Origin of the sequence: Kocuria kalidii, assembly GCF_044462225.1 — a bacterium.
In the GTDB taxonomy this organism is placed as follows: domain Bacteria; phylum Actinomycetota; class Actinomycetes; order Actinomycetales; family Micrococcaceae; genus Kocuria; species Kocuria kalidii.
This window is the reverse complement of the sequence record NZ_JBISWJ010000115.1, coordinates 33988-53749: the sequence shown is the minus strand read 5'-3', so window position 1 is coordinate 53749 and position 19762 is coordinate 33988. Positions and strand designations below refer to the sequence as shown.

17 protein-coding genes are annotated in these 19762 nt (G+C 75.0%); 7 read left to right on the top strand and 10 right to left on the bottom strand.

The features are described from left to right. Positions 1 to 25 precede the first annotated feature (25 nt). Positions 26 to 271, top strand: coding sequence for a hypothetical protein (locus ACH9D3_RS17230; protein ID WP_396400508.1), 246 nt, complete (start codon positions 26 to 28; stop codon positions 269 to 271). A gap of 43 nt (positions 272 to 314) precedes the next feature. Here the strand turns inward: ACH9D3_RS17230 and ACH9D3_RS17225 are convergent, their stop codons facing one another. The 8 genes from ACH9D3_RS17225 to ACH9D3_RS17190 all read right to left on the bottom strand — a co-directional run bounded on the left by ACH9D3_RS17225 (position 315) and on the right by ACH9D3_RS17190 (position 10452). Further along, a complete protein-coding gene (locus ACH9D3_RS17225; protein ID WP_396400507.1) occupies positions 315 to 1367 on the bottom strand; it encodes a hemolysin family protein in 1053 nt (350 codons plus the stop codon). Continuing rightward, positions 1364 to 2827, bottom strand: coding sequence for a CNNM domain-containing protein (locus ACH9D3_RS17220; protein WP_396411861.1), 1464 nt, complete (start codon positions 2825 to 2827; stop codon positions 1364 to 1366). Before ACH9D3_RS17220 ends, ACH9D3_RS17225 begins: the two co-directional genes overlap by 4 nt. Before the next feature lie 163 nt (positions 2828 to 2990). Next, positions 2991 to 4007, bottom strand: coding sequence for a DNA topoisomerase IB (locus tag ACH9D3_RS17215; RefSeq protein ID WP_396400505.1), 1017 nt, complete (start codon positions 4005 to 4007; stop codon positions 2991 to 2993). A gap of 89 nt (positions 4008 to 4096) precedes the next feature. Beyond that, positions 4097 to 5206: a hypothetical protein gene (locus ACH9D3_RS17210; protein ID WP_396411860.1), complete on the bottom strand. Its 1110-nt coding sequence runs from the start codon at positions 5204 to 5206 to the stop codon at positions 4097 to 4099. Positions 5207 to 5457: 251 nt separating this feature from the next. Next, the gene (locus tag ACH9D3_RS17205; protein ID WP_396411859.1) at positions 5458 to 7125 is read right to left on the bottom strand and encodes an ATP-binding cassette domain-containing protein; all 1668 of its coding nucleotides are present in this window, start codon (positions 7123 to 7125) and stop codon (positions 5458 to 5460) included. Continuing rightward, positions 7118 to 7963, bottom strand: coding sequence for an ABC transporter permease (locus ACH9D3_RS17200; RefSeq protein ID WP_396400502.1), 846 nt, complete (start codon positions 7961 to 7963; stop codon positions 7118 to 7120). Before ACH9D3_RS17200 ends, ACH9D3_RS17205 begins: the two co-directional genes overlap by 8 nt. Next, positions 7956 to 8897 (bottom strand): ABC transporter permease subunit, encoded by a 942-nt coding sequence (locus ACH9D3_RS17195; RefSeq protein ID WP_396411858.1) that lies wholly within the window; start codon positions 8895 to 8897, stop codon positions 7956 to 7958. The genes ACH9D3_RS17200 and ACH9D3_RS17195 overlap by 8 nt, the downstream gene beginning before the upstream one ends. A gap of 43 nt (positions 8898 to 8940) precedes the next feature. Further along, complete coding sequence (locus ACH9D3_RS17190) at positions 8941 to 10452, bottom strand: ABC transporter substrate-binding protein (protein WP_396411874.1); 1512 nt, start codon at positions 10450 to 10452, stop codon at positions 8941 to 8943. Positions 10453 to 10868: 416 nt separating this feature from the next. Between ACH9D3_RS17190 and ACH9D3_RS17185 the strand changes: the two genes are divergently transcribed. The 5 genes from ACH9D3_RS17185 to ACH9D3_RS17165 are packed head-to-tail and all read left to right on the top strand — an operon-like array spanning position 10869 to position 16137. Then, complete coding sequence (locus ACH9D3_RS17185; RefSeq protein ID WP_396400500.1) at positions 10869 to 11954, top strand: iron-siderophore ABC transporter substrate-binding protein; 1086 nt, start codon at positions 10869 to 10871, stop codon at positions 11952 to 11954. Positions 11955 to 11967: 13 nt separating this feature from the next. Then, positions 11968 to 13059, top strand: a complete 1092-nt coding sequence (locus ACH9D3_RS17180; protein WP_396400499.1) for a FecCD family ABC transporter permease — start codon at positions 11968 to 11970, stop codon at positions 13057 to 13059. After that, positions 13056 to 14135: an iron chelate uptake ABC transporter family permease subunit gene (locus ACH9D3_RS17175; RefSeq protein ID WP_396411857.1), complete on the top strand. Its 1080-nt coding sequence runs from the start codon at positions 13056 to 13058 to the stop codon at positions 14133 to 14135. The genes ACH9D3_RS17180 and ACH9D3_RS17175 overlap by 4 nt, the downstream gene beginning before the upstream one ends. Continuing rightward, on the top strand, positions 14132 to 15085 hold the full coding sequence (locus tag ACH9D3_RS17170; RefSeq protein WP_396400497.1) for an ABC transporter ATP-binding protein: 954 nt from the start codon (positions 14132 to 14134) through the stop codon (positions 15083 to 15085). The genes ACH9D3_RS17175 and ACH9D3_RS17170 overlap by 4 nt, the downstream gene beginning before the upstream one ends. Then, the gene (locus ACH9D3_RS17165) at positions 15082 to 16137 is read left to right on the top strand and encodes a siderophore-interacting protein (protein WP_396411856.1); all 1056 of its coding nucleotides are present in this window, start codon (positions 15082 to 15084) and stop codon (positions 16135 to 16137) included. Before ACH9D3_RS17170 ends, ACH9D3_RS17165 begins: the two co-directional genes overlap by 4 nt. On the opposite strand, the gene ACH9D3_RS17160 is transcribed toward ACH9D3_RS17165, so the two are convergent. Further along, positions 16107 to 17312: a DUF418 domain-containing protein gene (locus ACH9D3_RS17160; protein ID WP_396411855.1), complete on the bottom strand. Its 1206-nt coding sequence runs from the start codon at positions 17310 to 17312 to the stop codon at positions 16107 to 16109. The two genes, ACH9D3_RS17165 and ACH9D3_RS17160, sit on opposite strands and share 31 nt — an antisense overlap. Before the next feature lie 65 nt (positions 17313 to 17377). Next, positions 17378 to 18553 carry a PQQ-dependent sugar dehydrogenase gene (locus tag ACH9D3_RS17155; protein ID WP_396400494.1) on the bottom strand — a complete coding sequence of 392 codons (1176 nt, stop codon included), beginning with the start codon at positions 18551 to 18553 and terminating at the stop codon, positions 17378 to 17380. A gap of 92 nt (positions 18554 to 18645) precedes the next feature. Here ACH9D3_RS17155 and ACH9D3_RS17150 point away from each other — a divergent pair, with 92 nt between their 5' ends. Further along, positions 18646 to 19563: a DMT family transporter gene (locus ACH9D3_RS17150; protein ID WP_396400493.1), complete on the top strand. Its 918-nt coding sequence runs from the start codon at positions 18646 to 18648 to the stop codon at positions 19561 to 19563. Positions 19564 to 19762 lie beyond the last annotated feature (199 nt).

Genomic DNA, 19762 nt, shown 5'->3' with positions numbered 1-19762 from the left:
GGCCCCCGGCACCAGGAGGACGACCATGACAGGCTTCGGCACCCGGAGGAGCAGCCTGAGGAGCACCCGGTGGCAGGACCTCACGCCGGGGCAGCGGACCGCGCTGCTGACGCTGGCCTCCGTGCAGGTCTCGCTCGCCGCGACCGCCTGGGCGGACCTCGCCCTGCGCCCTGCGGAGGAGGTCGACGGGAGCAAGGGGAAGTGGGCGGCGATCATCGCCGTCAACTTCGTGGGACCCGTCCTGTACTTCCGGCGCGGCATCCGCCGCTGACGTCCCGGGCGCGGCACGTCAGCGGGGCGGGAGACCGGTGAGGTCAGGACGTGCGCCTGGTCGCGTCCCGGACCTCCCCGACGAGCTCCTCCAGGACGTCCTCGAGCGCGACCACGGAGACGTCCCCGGCCGTCGTGCCCCGGCCGTCGACGAGGGCCAGGTGGGCGTTGCGCTCCTGCATGGAGCGCATGACGTGGCGCAGCTTGGCCTCGGCGGGCACCGTGCCGAGCCGGCGGACGGCCTCCTCCGGGAGCGGGGCGTGGCGGCGCTCGGCCGGGACCCCGAGCAGGTCCTTGGTGTGCACGTATCCCACGAGCACCCCGTCCTCCGCCCGGACCGGGAAGCGGGAGAAGCCGGTCTGCGCGCAGATCTCCTCCAGCTCCGACACGGTCGCGGCACGCGGCACGGTGCGCAGCTGCTCGGCGGGGATGGCCACGTCCTCCGCGGTGAGGTGCTCGAAGTGCAGCGCCCCCGTGAGCAGGGTGATCTCGTCCTCGTCGAGCAGGCCCTCGCGGCCCGACTCGGCGACGAACCCGGCGACCTCGTCGGACGTGAAGCTCGAGGCGACCTCGTCCCTGGGCTGGGCCTTGAACGCGTACCGGACCACGAGGTTCGCGGTGTGGTTCATCAGCCAGATGAACGGCCGGAAGACCATGACGAACACGCGCAGGACCGGGCCCAGCAGCAGCGCCGAGGCCGCGGGTTTGGCGATGGCGATGTTCTTGGGCACCATCTCCCCGATCACCATGTGGAAGAAGGTCACGACCAGCAGGGCGATGACCAGGGCGATGGGGTGGACCAGTCCCTCGGGCACCCCGAGGTCGGCCATGGGGCCCTCGATGAGGTGGGCGATCGCGGGCTCCCCCACGGCGCCGATCAGCAGGGAGCAGGCCGTGATGCCCAGCTGGGTGGCGGCCAGGGACGTCGAGACGTCCTCGATGCCCTTGAGCGCGATCTTGGCCGCGCCGGAGCCGGCGGCGGCCCGCGGCTCGATCTGGTCGCGGCGGGCCGAGACCATCGCGAACTCCGCGGCCACGAAGAACGCGTTGCCGCCCAGGAGCAGCACCAGGAACAGGATGGCGAGACCTTCGCTCATCGGGGCCCACCCCCCTCGGCGTCGACGGCCGTGGAGCCGGGCGCGTCGAGGGCCTGCTGCTCCGCCGGCTCGGTGGACCGCAGGGCGGGCGTGGTGCCGCCCGCGTCGGCCCGGCGGCCGTCGCCGCGCCTCACGACGATCCGGTCCACGCGGTGCCCGTCCATCCGCACGACGGTGAGGGTGACGTCCGTGCCGGTGGGCAGGTTGTCCTCGTCCCGGTGGACGTGGTCGACGGTCTCGAACGAGACCGTGTCCCCCGTCATGGGCAGCCGGTCGAGCCGCTCGGCCATCAGCCCGCCGAGGGTGTCGGACTCCTCCCCCTCGGGCAGCTCGAGCCCCATGATGTCGCCGAGCTCGTCGGGGCGCAGCAGCCCGGACACGGAGATCCCGCCCTCGCGGGTGCGGCGGAAGCGGGCGACGGTCTCGTCCTGCTCGTCGTCGATCTCCCCGACGATCTCCTCGATCAGGTCCTCGAGGGTCACGATCCCGGCGGTCCCCCCGTACTCGTCGACGACGACGGCCAGCTGCAGCCCGGGCTTGCGCAGCTCGCGCAGCAGCGGGTCCAGGGTCATGGACTCGGAGACGGTCGTCGCCGGGACCGCGATCTCGCGCACGGTGCGCCGTCCCCGGTCCTCGAAGGGCACGGCGAGGGCGTGCTTGAAGTGCACGACGCCCACGATGTCGTCGACGGAGCCGCCCTGCACCGGGAAGCGGGAGTGCCCGGTCTCGGCGGAGATCTCGACGAGGTCCTGGACGGTGTGGTCGTCGAGGAAGGTGACCTGCGGGCGCGGGCGCATGACGTCGGCGGCCGTGTGGCCGCCGAACTCGATGGACCGGGCGACCAGCTCCGCGGTGCCGGGGTCGAGGGTGCCCTCGGCCCCGGAGCGGGAGACCACGGCCATCAGCTCCCCGGCGTTGCGGGCGTTGGCCACCTCCTCGGTGGGGGTGAAGCCGAGCAGCCTGAGCACCGCGTTGGCCGAGGAGTTGAGGATCCGCACCAGCCAGCCCAGCAGGAGCATGAAGATCCGCTGCGGGTGGACCACCAGGCGGGACACGCGCATCGGCTCGGCGATCGCCCAGTTCTTCGGCACGAGCTCGCCGAAGACCATCTGGGTGAAGGTGGCGATCACGAACGCGGCCGTCGTGGCGATGCCGGTGGCCGCGGCCCGGGACATCCCGGTCAGGCCCAGGCCCTCCGTCAGGAGCACGCCCAGGGAGGGCCCGGCGAGGAACCCCACGATGAGGCTGGTCAGGGTGATGCCCAGCTGGGCGCCGGAGAGGTTGGTGGCGGTCCTCGTCAGGGCCCGCTCGATGGCGGCGGCCCGCCGGTCGCCGGCCTCCTCGGCGGCCCGCACCTCGTTGCGGTTGACGGTGAGGAGGGCGAACTCGACGGCCACGAACAGCGCGTTGCCGAGGACCAGGAGGACGGCCACGGCGAGCAGGATCCATGCTTCTAGCACGCGGCGCTCCCCCCGTGCGGACGGGTGCCGGTGGGGAACCCCGGACTTCGGGGCTCCGTCTCGTCCGGGCCGGCGGCGCGGTGCGCGCGTCCGGGGGCCCGGGAGGGAAGGGTAGGCATGGCCCCAGGGTAGCGGAGCCGCCCGGGCGAGCGGCGGAACCGCCTCAGGCGAGGAACCCGCGCAGCGCCCGTTCCGCGGCCCGGTAGGTGGCGGCGTCGATGGTCTCGCCGTCCATGAACCGGTCGATCACCCGCGGGTCCGTGTAGGAGCTGCGGGCGATCGCCGCCGTGTTGCCCAGGTGCTCGGCGACCTCCCGCATGGCGGCGGACACGGCCTTCTTCCGGGCGCTCTCGCTGGGGCGGGTGTCCGCGCGGGCGGCGAGCGCCATCGCGGCCGTCACCGTCCCCTGCCACGTGCGGAAGTCCTTGGCGGTGAAGCCGGGGCCGCACCGGTCCCGCACGAAGTCGTTGAGCCGGGCGCTCGTGATGGTGGCCCACTGTCCGTCCTCGCCGAGGTGCGCGAGCGCGGTCTCGTCGGGGCCGCGCTCCAGCATGGGGGCGAGCGCGGCGGCGAGGTCCGCGTCCCGGACGGTCAGGGTCCAGCGGTGCCCGCTCTTGCCGGGGAAGTCCAGGTGCACGTCCCTGCCGTCCACCCGGACGTGCTGGACCAGCAGGGTGGTCACCCCGTAGGAGCCGTTGGACTGGGCGTACTCCTCGTTGCCGACCCGCAGGGCGGCGTCGTCGATGAGCCGGAAGGCCGCGGCGCAGGCCTTCTCCTCCGTGGCGCCCTCGGACCGCAGCAGCCGGGTCACGGCGGGGCGGGCCTGCGGCAGCGTGTCGCCGAAGTCCAGGACGCGGTCGAACTTCTCGCGGTCCTTCAGCTCCCGCCAGCGCGGGTGGTAGATGTACTGGCGCCGTCCGGCGTCGTCGACGCCCGTGGCCTGGATGTGCCCGTTGGGGTGCGGGCTGATCCACACGTCCTTCCACGCCGGCGGGATCACGAGCTGCCGGATCCGCTCGAGCTGGTCCCGGTCCTCGACCTTCGTGCCGTCGGCCTGCCGGTAGGCGAAGCCCCTGCCGTGGCCGCGGCGGGTGATCCCGGGCCGGCTGCAGTTGCTGCGCCGCAGGCGGGGCGTGCGAGAACTCCGGGGCGGCTGCGGGCTCCGCTGCGTGACGGCCATCGTGTTCCTCCGGGTCGGCTCCCGGACCACCCGGGAACACCAAGTCTACTGACTGTCGCGCCGGTCGGCGCGCGGCCCGGCCGCGGGGGTCAGGGCTCCGAGCGGGTGTAGGCGGCGGCGCGCACGGCGTCGTCGTCCTCGAGCCCGGCACCGAGGGCTCCGCCCACGGTGGCGAGCGTGGCGGTCAGCCACGCGAGCTTGACGTACTCGAGGGCTCCCACGGGAGCCCCCAGCACGTCCGCGAAGACGTCCTCGTCCACGAGCAGCAGCGCGCCCAGCCAGGAGAGGGCGAAGACCGCGAGGTGGAAGACGGTCACGCCGACGGCCACGGTCGCGGTCGTGGCCAGGTTGAACAGGGCCACCTGCTCACGCTCCGACCGCCGCCGCGGGCGCTCCCACAGCCGGGCGCCGACGATGAGGGCCCCGGTCACGGCGGTGACCGACAGCAGGCCCAGCAGCCCCAGCCGCCAGAACCCGTAGGCCGCGGCGAGCAGCCACAGGTCCGCGGCCACCAGGGTGAGCACGCCGGTGGCCGCGGCCAGCGCGAGCAGCCGGGACAGCCGCACCACCAGGGTCCACGGCCGGTTGGCGCGGATCATCCCGAGGAGCAGGCGCACGTTGCCGCCCAGCACCCGGGCGGTGAACTGCACCGCGTTGTCCTCGGGCCGGTCCTCGAGATCCTCCGATCGCTGCCGGGCCCGGCGGACGAGCTCCTCCTGGGCGTCGGCGTCCTGCGCGGCCTCCGCGTCGTGGCCGAGCAGCTGGCCCACGACCCGCGCCGCGGTCCGCCGCACCTTCTGCCCCACGTGCACCGCCCCGAGGGCCGGGACGGCCACGAGGCCCACCCCGTGCACGGGGCTCAGCTGCGTGAGCACCGGGCTGCGGCCGTCCTTGAGCGGGACGTCCGTGAGGACGACGACGAGGTCCCAGTCTTCGTCGAGCATCCGGTCGCGGGCCGCCTCGAGCAGGTCGAGGCCGTCCGCGGGGGGAGCGACCAGCCGGTCGGTCACCGCCGCCGCCCGCCAGCGCACGCCGGGGTGGCGCTCGCTCAGCAGCCCGGGCACGGAGGCCGCGAGGTCCTTGGGGAGGGCGCCCGCGATCTGGGGCGAGAGGACGAGACCGACCAGCAGCTCGGGCACGGGCTCGGGGCCGGGGTCCGGTGCGGAGTCTGCTGCGGTCGCGGAGAGGTCGTCGGGCACCGGTCAATCCTCGGCCAGGACGCCGGGAAACACCATTCGGGCCGGCGTGCGGGCGCGGCCCTCCCCGAGGGACGCGCCGGGGGGCGCGGCGGGGGGCGCGCCGGGAGCGCGATCGGCACGCCGCCGGCCGGGTGGGAGCACCGGGATGGTCGGCGGCGGCGCCGTGCTCACCGTCGTAGGCATCGTCCTCATCACCGTCTGCACCGTCCGCATCGGCCCCTGCGCGGTGCGCGGGCTCGCCGGGCGGGAGGTCACCGGAGGGCGTCGAGGCGCCCCCGGGGCGAGCGGTGCGTGTCCAGGATCGCGCACACCTGGGGCAGGGCCGCCGCCACCAGCTGCTTGCTGTGCTCGTGGCGCGGATGGGTGAAGAGCTCCGAGGTCGCCGCCACCTCGACCAGCCGGCCCCGGAAGAACACGGCGACCCGGTGGCTCATGTAGCGGATGACACCCAGGTCGTGGGAGATCATCACCAGGGACAGACTCCGGTCCCGGTGCAGGCGCAGCAGCAGGTCCAGGACCGTGCGCTGGGTCACCGCGTCCAGGGCCGAGGTGGCTTCGTCGCAGATGAGCACCTCCGGGTCCAGCAGCAGTGCCCTGGCGATGGTGAGCCGCTGCAGCTGGCCTCCGGAGCACTGACGGGGATATCCGTCCAGCAGCCCGGGGTCCAGCCCCACCTCCCGCACGACCCCGTCGACCCGTTCACGCCGCTGCTCGGGGGTCGCGTCCCGCCGTCGCAGCAGCGGCGCCTCCAGGCTGGTGCGCAGCCGCATGCGGGGGTCGAACGAGTCGTGCGGGTCCTGGAAGACGAGCTGCACGTGGGCGCCGGGCGCACCGGTGCCGCCGGCGCCCGAGGTGCCGGTGACGCTGCCGCTGTCGGGCGTCTCGAGTCCGACGACCAGCCGTGCCAGGGTGCTCTTCCCGGAGCCCGACTGGCCCAGCACGCCGAGGATCTCGCCCTCCCGCAGGTCGAGGGACACCCCGTCCACGGCGGGCCGGGTCTCCCGCCGGCTCGAGGGGTACCGCTTGGTGAGGCCGTCCAGCACCACGACGGGGCGCGACGCGTCGCCGGCCGGCGGTGTCCTGGTGGGGGTGAGGGCCGAGGCGTCCAGGAGGGCCTGCGTGCACGCGTGCTGCGGATCGTTGAGCACGGTGCCGGCCGGCCCGGACTCGACGATGCGCCCGGCCGCCATCACCTCGACCCGGTCGGCGTAGGCGGACACGGTGGCCAGGTTGTGGGTGATGTAGAGGACCCCCAGCCCGCGTTCGCGCCGTTCGCGGTCGATCAGCTCGAGCACCTGCCGCTCGAGCACGGTGTCCAGGGCAGAGGTGGGCTCGTCGGCCAGCAGCAGCCCGGGGCGGCCGGCCAGCGCCAGGGCCACCATGGCCCGCTGGGCCATGCCGCCCGAGAGCTGGTGCGGACGTGCCCGGGCGCACCACCGGGGGTCCTCGAAGCCGACCTCGGCCAGGAGGTCCAGCACCCGTGCCCGGGTCCGTGCCCGATCGAGCCGGCAGTGCAGCCGCAGCGCCTCCCGGAGATGCTCGCCCACGGTCCGGCGCGGATTGAACATCCTCGCGGGCTGCTGGTAGAGCATGCCGATCCGCCCGCCCCGCACACGGTTCAGCTCCGCCTCGCCGGCACGGGTCAGATCCGTCCCGCCCAGCCGGACCGTCCCGGCGTCGAGGTGCACCTGCGGGGGCAGCAGCCCCAGCACGGACATGGCCGTCAGCGTCTTGCCGGACCCCGAGGCGCCCACCAGGGCCACGAACTCGCCCGGGGCCACGGCGAGGTCGACGCCGGACAGGATCGGCCGGCCGGCCGCGCCGTCCGCGCCCTCTGCGGGGCCGGCCGCCGGACCGCGCGCGGCGGCGGACGGCCTGTGGCTGAGGCTCAGGTCCTCGACGACCAGGTGCTCAGGCATCCTGCTCCGTCCGCGCGGCGGCCGGCAGGAGCAGCAGGCGGGTGCTGCTCATGTGCGCGATCCGCTGGCCGATCAGCGTCACGCAGAGGGCGACGGTGAAGACCACGAGTCCCGGGGCCAGGATCGTCGCCGGCGCCCTGGCCGCGTACGGCTGGGCCGCGGCCAGCATCGACCCCCAGTCCGACTGCGGTGGCTGCACGCCCAGCCCCAGGTAGGAGAGGGCGCCGACGGTGATCAGGAACTGCCCGAACCGGAGTGCCGCCTGCCCCAGCAGCGGTCCGGCCAGGTGCGGCAGGATGTGCCGGAGGACGACGAACGACGGGGAGCACCCCAGCACGCGGGCGGCGGCGACGAATCCGCGGGCCGAGACGTCGTAGGTCATGGCCCGGGCCAGCCGGGCGAAGGGTGTCCAGCCGGTCACGGTCAGGGCCAGCAGCAGGGACAGGTACCCGGGGCCCAGCACGGCGACCAGGAACAGGGCCACCACCATCTCCGGCAGCGCCAGCAGGACGTCGCTGGTCCGCGTGAGGAGCTCGTCGAGCCAACCGCGCCGGCGGGCACTGACCACGCCGATCCCGGTGCCGATCACCGCGGTCAGCACGGTGGCCGCGGCGGCGATCACCAGGGAGAAGCGCCCGCCGTCGAGCAGCCGGCTCAGGGTGTCCCGGCCCAGGTGGTCCGTGCCCAGCCAGTGGTCGGGACCGGGCGGGGCGAGCCGCGCCGTGAGGTCCTGATCGGCGGGCGGATACGGCGCGATCCAGGGCGAGGCCGCCACGGACAGGACGATGAGCACCAGGACCACCACGGCCGCCCGGACGAGCACGGGCCGGTCACGCATGGCGCCCCCTCAGCCGAGGGTTGAGCAGCCCGTGGACCAGGTCCGCCGCGGTCGTCAGCGCGACCGCCAGGCCCACGACGACCACCACGCCGCCCTGGGCCAGCGGGATGTCGCTGTTGAGGACGGCGTCGAACAGCAGCCGTCCCATGCCCGGGATCGCGAAGACGACCTCCACGATGACGGAACCGCCCAGCAGCCCGGCGAACCACACTGCCACCAGCGTGGTCAGGGGGAGCAGACCGTTCGGGATCACGTGGCGCCACACGGCCTGCGCGTGGCTGAGCCCCCGGGCCCGGGCCGCGACGACGTGCTCGGCGTCGAGCGCCTCGAGCATTCCCTCCCGGACGGCCGAGGTGAAGTAGCTGGTCGGGCGCAGGGCCAGGACGGCCACCGGCAGGACCGCGGACGCAGGACCCGCCCACCCCGCGGAGGGCAGCACGGACAGCTTCAGCGCGAAGACCAGCACGAGCATCGGGGCCAGCCAGTACTCGGGCATCGCGATGAAGGCCTGGGTGATCGTGGTGATGACCCGGTCGGCCGGACGCCCCTGCTGCAGGGCGGCGACGATCCCCAGCACCACCGACACCGTCGCCGCCACCCCCAGGGCCATGACCACCAGGCTCAGCGTGATCCACAGGGCGGGGAGCACCTGCTCGATCACCGGGGTGCGGCTGGCGTAGGACAGGCCCATGTCGCCCCCGACGAGCCGGCCGAGCCACCGCAGGTACTGCACCGCCAGCGGGTCCTCGAGCCCCAGCTCGAGCGCCAGCCCCTGGGCCACGGCGTCGTCGATCACCTCCCCCGCCACCCGCGACCGGATGATCTTGCGCACCGGGTCCCCCGGGGTGACGTAGGGGATGAGGAAGACCACGAACGACGCCAGCAGGACGGTGACCGCGAGGGTCGCCGTCCTCCTGGCGAGGAACGCCGTCATCGAGCCGCCCGGGCTTCCCGTGCCTCGACGGTGCCGGCCGTGGTCACGAACCCGGCTTCGTCGTCTCCGCCCGCAGCACGTACCGCGACAGCGGGTCCTGCACGTGGTTCTGCAGGTCGGTGCGGACGGCGTCGATGGCCTGCTCGTTGACCAGCCAGACGTTCACGGCCTGGTCCTCGAGGATCTGCCCCGCCCGGGCGTACAGCTCGTAGCGCTGCTCCGTGTCGGCGGTCTCGGCCGCCTCGGCGATGAGCCTGTCGTACTCCTCGTCGCAGAAGTGGCTGAGGTTGTAGCTGCCCTCGCAGGTGTAGTCGGCGGTGAGGAACCCGATCGGGTCGGCGATGTCGATCAGGCGGTTGCGCTGGCTGAGCACCATGTCGTAGTCCCCGGCCAGCAGGTCCGGCTCCACCGCGGCGTACTCCTTGGTCGTGATGGTGACGGGGACGCCGACGCTCTTCAGGTTCTCCTGGATGACGGTCGCCACGTCCGCGAACTCCGCCCGCTCGACGATCGCGATGATCTCCAGGGGCCGCTCGGCGGTGTACCCGGCGGCGGACAGCAGCTCCTTCGCCGCCTCCACGTCCTGCTGCGGTGTCCCGGCGCCCTCGACGGCCCAGGGCTCGGACGAGGCGAAGGGTCCGGTGCCGGGAAGGGCCGCGCCCTCGTAGACGCTGCCGGCCAGCGCCTCCAGGTCCAGGGCCGAGCGGACGGCCCTGCGGAAGTCGACGTCGTCGAACGGTGCCCTGCTGTTGTTCATGTAGAGCGTCGCGGTCCGCGGGGACTCGGCCTTGAGGACCTCGACCTCGGGGTCCGCCTCCAGCGCGGACAGGTTGGCCACCGGGATGGACAGGGAGACGTCGGCCTCCCCGGTCTGCACCTGCGTCGCACGCGTCGCCCCGTCCGTGATGAACCGCACCTCGGCCCCGGCGAGCTGCACCGGACCGCCCCAGTAGTCCTCGTTCCGGTCCAGGGTCAGGGACTGCTCGGGCTGCTCCGAGACGGGGGTGAACGGGCCGGTGCAGTGCCCGAACGGGTCCACCGTCTCCTCGTCGAAGGCGGCCGGGGCCAGCACTCCGGTGTTGACGCTGGCCAGCCGGTAGGGGACCAGCGGGCTCTCCGTCGGGGTGGTGACCCGCACCGTGCGCTCGTCGACGGCCTCGACGCCGCTGACGACGGACGGGCTGAAGGCGCGCGCCGGGACCTCGGCGTCCAGCACGTTCTGCAGCGAGGTCACGACCGCGTCGGCGGTGAGCTCGGTGCCGTCCTGGAACTGCACGTCGTCCCGCAGGGTGAAGTCCCACTCCGTGGGCGAGACCTGGGTCCACTCCGTGGCCAGGAAGGGCACGATCTCGCCCTCGGCCTCGTCGTAGCGGGTCAGGGTCTCGAGGCACCCGGACAGGGACAGGATGTAGGCGGCGTCGCTCTCCGGCGCCCAGTCGGCCACCGGGGCACGGAAGTTGTCCACCACGATGCGCTGGTCGGGGTCCGCCGCCTGTTCGCTCCCCCCGCCGCTGAAACCACAACCCGACAGGGTGAGCAGGGCCACACACCCCATGGGCACCGACGACCGCAGCACTGCGCGCACACAACCACCTAAGTTCAGCGTCCCTGGACAGAGCGTCCGCCGACGACACGGAAATGATTCGGGGCATCCCCCGGGGGTAGAGGTTAGGCAGTCCTAAGTCCACGGTCCACTCCGTCGAGGGGGATCGTCATGATCCGGTGCGATGACCGGATCCTGCCGCTCATGTGCTAGTCGCCCGCCGATCGCGGGTGCGGTGCACCTCGGCCGCGACGGGTGCGCGACTCCCGCGCCCCCTCCCGACCACCCCGCGGAGTGATTAGCTCATGCCCGTGTTGCCTATTCCTCGGACCACGACCTAGGGTGAGGCATGTCCTCCAGGTTAGGCAACCCTTGCCTGACCCCGAACCGCACCGACGGCCGCGCCGTCGACGTCCGAAAGGGTGGCCGTGGCCTCTCCCCTTCCCCCCGCCCCGTCCCCGGTGCGCCGCCGCGCCCTCGCGCCGGCCGCCCTGCTGGCCGCGGGGGCCCTGGCCCTCAGCGGGTGCTCCACCGGCCCGGCGGGCGGGGAGCCCGAGGGCGGCGCCGCGTCCGCGGACGGCGCCACCGGCGAGTTCCCGCGCACGGTCGAGCACGCCTTCGGCGAGACCACGATCGAGGAGGCCCCCGAGCGCGTGGCCACGGTGTCCTGGGTCAACCACGACGTCGCGACCGCCCTCGGCGTGGTCCCGGTCGGGGTGCCGGCCCTGGACTTCGGCGCCAACGCGAACGGGTCCACCGACTGGTTCGACGCCGCCCTGGAGGAGTCCGGGGCAGAGGCCCCGGAGAGGTACTCCGAGACGGACGGGATCAACTTCGAGGCGATCGCCGCCCTGCAGCCCGACGTCATCCTGGGCGCCTACTCCGGGCTGACGCAGGAGGACTACGACAAGCTCTCCGAGATCGCCCCGGTCGTGGCCTACCCCGAGGACGCCGTGGCCTACGGGACGTCCTGGCAGGACTCCACGGAGCTCATCGGCCAGGCCCTGGGCCGGGAGGAGCAGGCCGAGGAGGTCGTCGCGGACGTCGAGCAGCAGATCGCCGACGCCGCCGCCGAGCACCCCGAGCTGGAGGGCACCTCGTTCGTCCACGGCACGCTGGACCCGTCCGCGGCCGACGAGATCATCGCCTACACCGAGGTGGACAACCGGCCCAAGTTCCTCGAGTCCCTCGGCATGGTCCAGTCCGAGGCGGTCGAGGAGGCCGCCGAGGGCCAGGAGGACGAGTTCTACATCACCTGGTCCCCGGAACGGGCCGACGAGCTGACCTCCGACGTCTTCGTCAGCTGGGCCGAGGACGAGAGCGTGCGCGAGGCCATCGAGAACGATCCCCTGCTCAGCCGCGTCCCCGCGGTCGCCGACGACGCCCTGGTGCTCCAGAGCGACCAGCAGGAGGTGCTCTCGGTCTCGGCGGCCTCCCCGCTGAGCATTCCGTGGGCGCTCGAGAACGTGCTGCCGGACATCGCGGAGGCCGCCGCGTCCGCCGGCGGCGAGTGAGACCGCAGTCCCGGTGAGCACGGCGAGCACGGCCGCCCCCGCGCGGCCGACCCGGCAGGCCCCCGGCACCGCCCCGCGGCGCCGGGGCCTCGCCCTGTCCGCGGCCGTGCTGCTGCTGGCCCTCGCCGCCGCGGCCTCCCTGTTCTGGGGGGCGCGGCCGGTGGATCCGGCCACGGTGGTCGCGGTGCTCACCGGACTGCCCGCCGCCCTCCTGGAGGGCGGCTGGTCGCAGGTCTCCGCCGGCCTGGGCATCGACGCCGCCGTGGTGCAGAGCAGGATCCCCCGGACCCTGACCGCGGTGCTCGTGGGGGCGGCCCTGGCCGTGGCGGGCGCCGGGATGCAGGGAGTCAGCCGCAACCCCCTGGGCGACCCGGGCCTGCTCGGGCTGACCGCCGGCGCGTCGTGCGCGGTGGTCCTCGGGATCGGCTGGCTCGGCGTGGTGGCCACGTGGCAGCTCACCGCGCTGGCCCTCGCCGGCTCGGCCGTGGCCGCGGTGCTCGTCTTCGGCTCGTCCCGGCTCGGCGGCGGTGCCGCGACCCCGACCGGCCTGGTCCTGTCCGGCGCGGCCGTCAACGCCGGCTTCACCGCGCTGACCACCTCCGTGGTGCTCGTCCTGCCCGCGGTGCTGGACCGCTTCCGGTTCTGGAGCATCGGCTCGGTCGCCCGCGCCGAGACGGGCGACCTCACCGCCGTGGCACCCCTCGTCCTGCTCGGCGTGCTCCTCGTGCTCGGCGGCTCCTCGGGGCTCAACGCCATGGCCCTGGGCGACGAGCTCGCGCACGGGCTGGGCGTGGACCTCGGCCTCCAGCGCGTGCTCGTCTTCGTGGGCGTGGTGCTGCTCTCCGGCTCGGCCACGGCACTCGCGGGCCCCATCGCCTTCGTGGGGCTGCTCGTGCCGCACGCCGTGCGCCGCCTCCTCGGCGGCGACTACCGCTGGATCGTCCTGTTCAGCGTGGTCCTCGGCCCCGTCCTGCTCCTGCTGGCCGACGTCCTGGGTCGGGTGCTGACCCCGCCCCAGGAGATCCACGTGGGCGTGACCACGGTGGTGCTGGGCGTGCCCGTGCTGCTGGCGCTGCTGCGCCGGGGACGGAGCGTGACCCTGTGACCGGCACCGTGCTCGCCCCCGCGGCGGCCGCTCCCGGGGGGAACGGCACCGCCGACCTCGTGCGGGGCGTGCGCCGCGAACGGACCCGGCGCACCCGCCGGGCCGTCGCCCTGCTGGCCCTGGCGCTGCTCGCGGCCCTGGCCGTGCGCGTGCTGCTCGGGCGCTACACCGTGACGGTCCCCGACTTCTTCGCCATCCTCGCCGGGGAGCAGATCCCCGGGGCGAGCTTCATCGTGCTGCAGGAGAAGCTGCCGCGTGCCGTGCTGGGCGCCCTCGCCGGGGCCGCGCTGGGCTGCTCCGGCGCCCTGTTCCGCCGGGTGCTGCGCAATCCCCTGGCGAGCCCGGACATCCTGGGCATCACCTACGGGGCCGCGGCAGGGGCCGTGGCCGGCACCGCGGTGTGGGGCCTGCGCGGCACGGCCGTGTCCTGGACCGCCCTGGCGGGGGCGGTGCTCGCCGCGGCCCTGATCGCCTCGGCCTCGGTGCGGCTGCGCACCGGCGGGATCGTGGGGGAACGCTTCCTGCTCGCCGGCATCGGCGTGGCCGCGCTCGCGCAGGCCCTCACCGCGGCCCTCCTCGTCCAGCTGTCCCTGAACTCCGCCCAGGACGCCGCCCGCTGGACGGCGGGCTCGCTCAACGCCGCCTCGTGGGACCGGATCACCGTCCTCGGCGCGTGCCTCGTGCTGGCCGTGCCCGCGGCCCTGGCGGTGCACCGCGCGCTCGAGCCGGCCGAGCTCGGCCCCGAGCTGGCGGCCGCCCTCGGGGCGCGCCCGGCGCGCAGCCGGGCCCTCGCCCTCGGACTGGGCGTGGTGCTGGCCGCCGCGGCCACCGCCGCGACCGGTCCGCTCGCCTTCGTGGCGCTGATGTCCACCCCGGTGGCGACCGCCCTGACCCGCGGCCGGACCTCGATCGTGGCCTGCGCCCTCGTGGGCGCCGTGGTCGTGGTGGTCGCCGACGCCGTCGGATCGGACCTGCTGGCGCAGGTGCAGCTGCCCGCCGGCGTGGTCACCGGCGCCGTGGGCGCCCCCGTGATGCTGTGGCTGCTCGTGCGGCAGCGGAGAGGAGCCGCGGCATGAGCCCCGAGCCGCGCACAGACCTGCGACCCGGCCTGAGACCCGTCGAGGACCCCGCGGGCGACGTCCCCGCGTTCCGGATGCGCGGGCTGTCCCTGGGCTACGACGACCGCACCGTGGTGCAGGAGGTGGACCTCGACATCCCGCACGGGGCCACCACCGTGCTCATCGGCGCCAACGGCTGCGGCAAGACCACCCTGCTCAAGGGGCTGTCGCGGCAGCTGCGACCGGTCGCCGGGACGCTCGAGGCCGACGGCCGCGGGGTGCGCGAGTGGCACGCCCGCCAGTACGCACGCTCGGTCAGCCTCCTGCCGCAGTCGCCCGTGGTCCCGGAGGGCCTGACCGTCGCGGAGCTCGTGGAGCGCGGACGGCACCCGCACCGCCGGTGGTGGGGCGCCCCCTCCCCCGACGACGACGCGGCCGTGGCCCGGGCGATGGAGCTCACCGAGCTCACGGCCCTGGCCGGGCGGCCCGTGGAGGAGCTCTCCGGCGGGCAGCGCCAGCGCGTCTGGATCGCCCTGACGCTCGCCCAGCGGGCCCGCACGATGCTGCTCGACGAGCCCACCTCCTACCTCGATCTGGCGCACCAGGTCGACCTGCTCGACATGCTCCGCGGGCTGGAGCACCCGGACGGCCCGGGGGGCGGGCGGGCCACCGTCGTCGCCGTGCTGCACGAGCTGAACCTCGCCGCGCGCGTCGCCGACCGGCTCGTGGCGATGGCCGCCGGCCGGATCGTGGCCGTGGGCACGCCGGCCGAGGTGCTCACCCCCGGGCTGCTGGCCGAGGTCTTCGGGCTGCGGGCGGACGTCGCCCAGGACCCCGTGGGCGGCCGGCCCGTCGTCCTGCCCCGCGGGCGGGCCCGCGAGGGCTCGCACCCCGTCCCACCGGCCGTACCCGTGCCCCTGGACCCCGCGCCCCGAGCTGCCGCCGAGATCGGAAGGACCCTGCCGTGACCGCCCTCCCCACCACCCCCGAGGCCGCCGTCCCCGCGGCCGCTCCCGTGCTGTGCGTCGAGGCGGCCGTGACGTCCGTGACGCAGCTGTGCCCGTCGTTCCGCCGGATCACGCTGGCCGGCCCGGAGCTCGCGGGCCTGTCCCCCGCCCTCATCGGGGCCGGGGACCCGACCCGGTGCCGCGACGCCTACATCAAGCTCCTCGTCCCGCCCCCGGGCCGCGAGCCCGAGCGCGCGGACCTGTCCGTGGGCCTGCGCGAGGGCTGGTTCGCCCGGCCGGCCGAGGAGCGGGGATGGATGCGCACCTACACCGTGCGCGGCGTCCGGCGCACCACGTTCTGCGGGATCGTGGTGCCGGAGCTCGTGATCGACGTCGTCGTGCACGACGGGCACGCCCAGGACGGCCCGGGCAGCCGGTGGGCGGCCGCGGCCGCGCCCGGCGAGCGCGTGTACCTGCTCGGTCCCGGCCCGCAGGAGCGGCCGTGGGCGGCGTGGGACCACGGCGGCGCCCGGCGCGTCCTCGCCGTCGGGGACGAGACCGCGGCCCCGGCCCTGATGTCCGTCGCGGAGGAGTTCACCGACACCCGCTCCGGGATCCCGGCCGGCGGGTCCCGTCCCCGTCTCGACGTGGTCCTCGAGGTCCCGCACGCCGAGGACGTCGCCGCCCACCGCCTGCCCGCCGAGCTGCCGGACGTGCGCCTGCACGTCCTGCCCCGCGCCGGGGGCGGCGAGCAGGCCGGGCACGGGCACCGGGCCGCGGTGCGCCTCGCGCGCCTGCTCGACCTGCCGGGCGCGGCCGTGGACGACGTGCTGGCGGGCCGCCGACCGCAGCGCGGCCGCGGGACGCCCGCCCTGTCGGCCGGGGAGAACGCCGCCGAGCCCCGCGCGTGGTCGGTGGCCACGGCCGCCCGCGCCGACGTCCCCTACGTGTTCCTCGCCGGCGAGTCCGGCACCGTCAGGGCGCTGCGCCGGCTGTGCGTGGACGCCGCGGGCATCCCCAAGGACCACGTCTCCTTCATGGGCTACTGGCGGCAGGGCCAGGCGGAGTCCTGAGCGCCCGCGGACATCGCCGGGGCCCGCCGCGCGCCGGTGGCCCGCGCCGTGAGCTCCTCCAGCGGCCCGCGCGGGAACCGCCGCAGCCACAGGTGCGCGAGGAGCAGCACGGCGGCGCCGACCAGCAGCCAGCCGAGGACCGTGACGGGCACCCGGTACTGGGCCGCGGCCACGGCCAGGCCCGCACCCCAGCCGTAGAACAGGGCCGAGGCCAGGAGGTTCTGGAGCAGATAGCAGCTCAGCGCGGTCCGCCCGACCTCCGTGAGCCGCCGCGCGGCCCAGGTCGGCCGGCGCCCGGCAGCGCGCACGCCGAGGTGCGCCACGAGGGCCAGCAGACCCGCCGCCACGACCGGGGCGGTCGTGTAGCGGGCGAGGAAGGCACCGGCCTGACCGCCGAGGACGTTGAGGGCGAGGTCCACGGGGAGGGCCGCCCCGAGCCCCAGGACCATGAGCCGTCGGCGCCACAGCTCCCCCTCCGGGGCGAAGAGCCCGGCCCGCCACAGGAACCGTCCGGCCAGGAACACGGCGACCCCCAGGCCGAGGATCAGGACGGGCTCGGCACGGAACAGGACGACCGCGTCCGTCCGCAGCAGCACGAGCTCCCACCAGGTGCCGTCCGCGTAGGGGTTCGGCCGGGCGAGGGCATCGGCCGGATCCCCGGCGGGGACCACGGCGAGGACGGCCGTCAGCGCCCCGATCGCTGCGACGTGCAGGACCGCGCACGCCGTGGCGACGACGCGCTGGGCCCGCTCGGAGGTGGTCACCAGCCAGGCCACGACGAGCCCCGTGAGCGCGTAGCCCATGAGGACGTCGAACTCGATGATCAGCAGGTAGTTGAGCAGCCCGTCCAGGAGGAGGACCCCCGCCCGCGCCCGGTAGGAGCGGGGCCAGGCCAGCCCGCGCCGCCGCGCGGAGGCGTGCTGGACGGCCAGGCCGATCCCGAACAGGAGCATCAGCAGGCTCAGGAACTTGCCGTTGGCCGCCGCCATCAGCACGCTCTGGACCGCCCGCGAGACCTCCCCGGCGGTGCCGGCCAGCGGGTCGACCAGGTAGCCCGGGAAGCCGCCCTGGTGGCTGAAGATCCAGATGTTGGTGGCGAGCGTGCCGAGGATCGCGAGACCACGGGCCACGTCGAGGGCGGCGATGCGGGGGGACACGGGCGCAGGAACGGACATGGGTCCACTCTGGCCGGATCCGCTGCGCGGCGGATCCTCCCGCGGGCGGAGCACCGGGGCGTCGGTCAGCCGTCACCCGGGCGCGGGGTGACGCGCAGCACGGCGTCGCCGTCCCCGTTCGAGGTGGTGATCCACAGGGCGCCCTCGTCGTCGAGGGTCAGCGAGCGCAGCCGGCCGTACTCGTTCTCCAGCTCGGCCATGCGGGTCCGCCCGGTGACCTCCGCGTCCTCGACCCGGTAGACCCCCACCCCGGTGTTCTTCAGCTCCGCCACGGCCAGCGCACCGTCCCACGCGCCCCACTGCTCCCCCTCGAGGAAGACGGCACCGCCGAGGGCGACGGTCGGGCGCCCCGAGGACCACGCCGCCCCGACCGCGTCCGGGTACTTCTCGAGATCGGTCATCGGGACGGACTCGTCGTAGCCGGGTGCCGGGTCCCACCCGTAGTTGCCGCCGGGTTCCAGGACGTTGATCTCGTCGTCGGTGTCGGGGCCGTGCTCCGCCGCCCACACCGCGTCCGTGCCGGGCTGCACCGCCAGCCCCTGCACGTTGCGGTGTCCCAGCGTGAACACGGTGGCCGCCGCCCCGTCCCGGTCGGCGAACGGGTTGTCCTCCGGGATCGTGCCGTCGGGGTCGACCCGGAGCGTCTTGCCGCCGAGCGACTCCGGGTCCTGCGGGTTCCCGCCCTGGGCCGCGTCCCCCGTGCCCACACGGAGGGTGCCGTCCGGGGCGAAGCGCAGCCGGCATCCGCTGTGCCGGCCGGAACTGATGGGCAGGCCGTCCACCACGGTCCCGGTGCGCTCCGCGGCCGACGCGTCCTCGGCGAGCCGCCACCGGGTGACCCGCACGTCCCGCGGCCGGTCGTCACCGGCCCGCGTGGCGTGGCACAGGAAGATCTCCCGGGTCCGCGCGAACTCCGGGGAGACCTCCAGGCCCATCAGCCCGGCCTCGCTGCCCACGAACAGGTCGTCCAGGTCGGCCGCGACCTCCCGCGTGCCCTGCTCGTCGTGGGCGAGCAGCCGGCCGGCGCGCTCGGTGACCAGCACGGTGCCCTCCGGGGTGCGGGCCACGTCCCACGCGAGCTCGAGGTCGTCCACGACGACCTCGACGTCCAGCACGGGTGCGTCCGCCGGGGCGCCCAGCGGTTCGCCGGCCCCCACGGTCCCGGCACCCTCCGGGGCGCACCCGCCCAGCAGGAGCGCGAGCACGGACGACGTGCTCACCAGCCTCCCGCGGACGTCCATGGTGGCAATCTACTCCGAATCCCCGGCGGGCCGGACCGTAGGATCGGTGCATCCTGCCCCGCACGGGGCGGAGGCAGAGCGGGGGTGCACCGGTGGACCACGACCCGGCCGGCCGTGCCCGGCTGATCCTGCTCGGTGCCGTGGCACCGGTCGTGTGGGGAACCACCTACGTGGTCACCACCGAGCTGCTGCCCCCGGACCGGCCCATGACCGCGTCGCTGCTGCGGGCCCTCCCCGCCGGGCTGCTGCTGCTCGCCCTCACCCGGCAGCTGCCGCCGCGCTCCTGGTGGGGACGGTTCGCGGTGCTCGCACTGCTCAACTTCGGGGCGTTCTTCCCGCTGCTGTTCATCGGCGCCTACCGCCTGCCGGGCGGCCTCGCCGCCGTCGTGGGCTCCGCCCAGCCCCTGGTCGCGGCGGCCCTGCTGCTGCTGGCGTTCCGGCAGCACACGCCCCTCCCCCGGGTGCTGTGGGCGCTCGCCGCCGTGGCGGGAGTCTCGGTGGCCGTGTCCGCCGGCACCGTCACCCTCGACCCCCTGGGCCTCGCGGCGGCGTTCGCCGGGACCTCGGTCATGGCCGCCGGGGTGGTCCTGACGCGCCGGTGGGGCCTGCCCGAGGGCATGAACGGTCTCGCGGCGACCGGCTGGCAGCTGGTCCTCGGCGGCCTGATGATCGCCCCGCTCGTGCCGCTGCTGGACACGGGTCCGTTCGTCCTGGACCTGCCCGCCGTGGCCGGCTACGCCTGGCTGGCGCTGCCCGGCGGCGCCGTCGCCTACGCCGCGTGGTTCCACGCCGGTCGGCGGGTGCCGTCCACGAGCCTGACCCTGCTGGTCCCGCTGACCCCGGTGACGGCGGCGGTCCTGGGCTGGCTGCTGCTGGACGAGGCGCTCACCGGCGTCCAGGCCGCGGGGTTCGGGCTGGCCCTCGTCGCGTCCCTGGCCGGTCAGCTGCCGGGCCGTCCGCGCACCCGGGTCCACCGCGCGGGCGCCGGCCGGGAGCTGCCGCGGCCGTGACGCCGGTCGCCCCCGGCCGGTTCCGCCGAGGTGCAGGCGGTCCACGGCCCCGCACCGGCGCCGCACGTCACGGTTCTTCATGTCCTCCTCGTCCACGGCCCGGAGCCCTGCCGTTCACGCACGGGCCGTACCCTGCGACGTTCCGGACGCGGTCGCGGAAATCAAGTGGTGATCCGTGACCCGCCGCTCAGTAGGATGG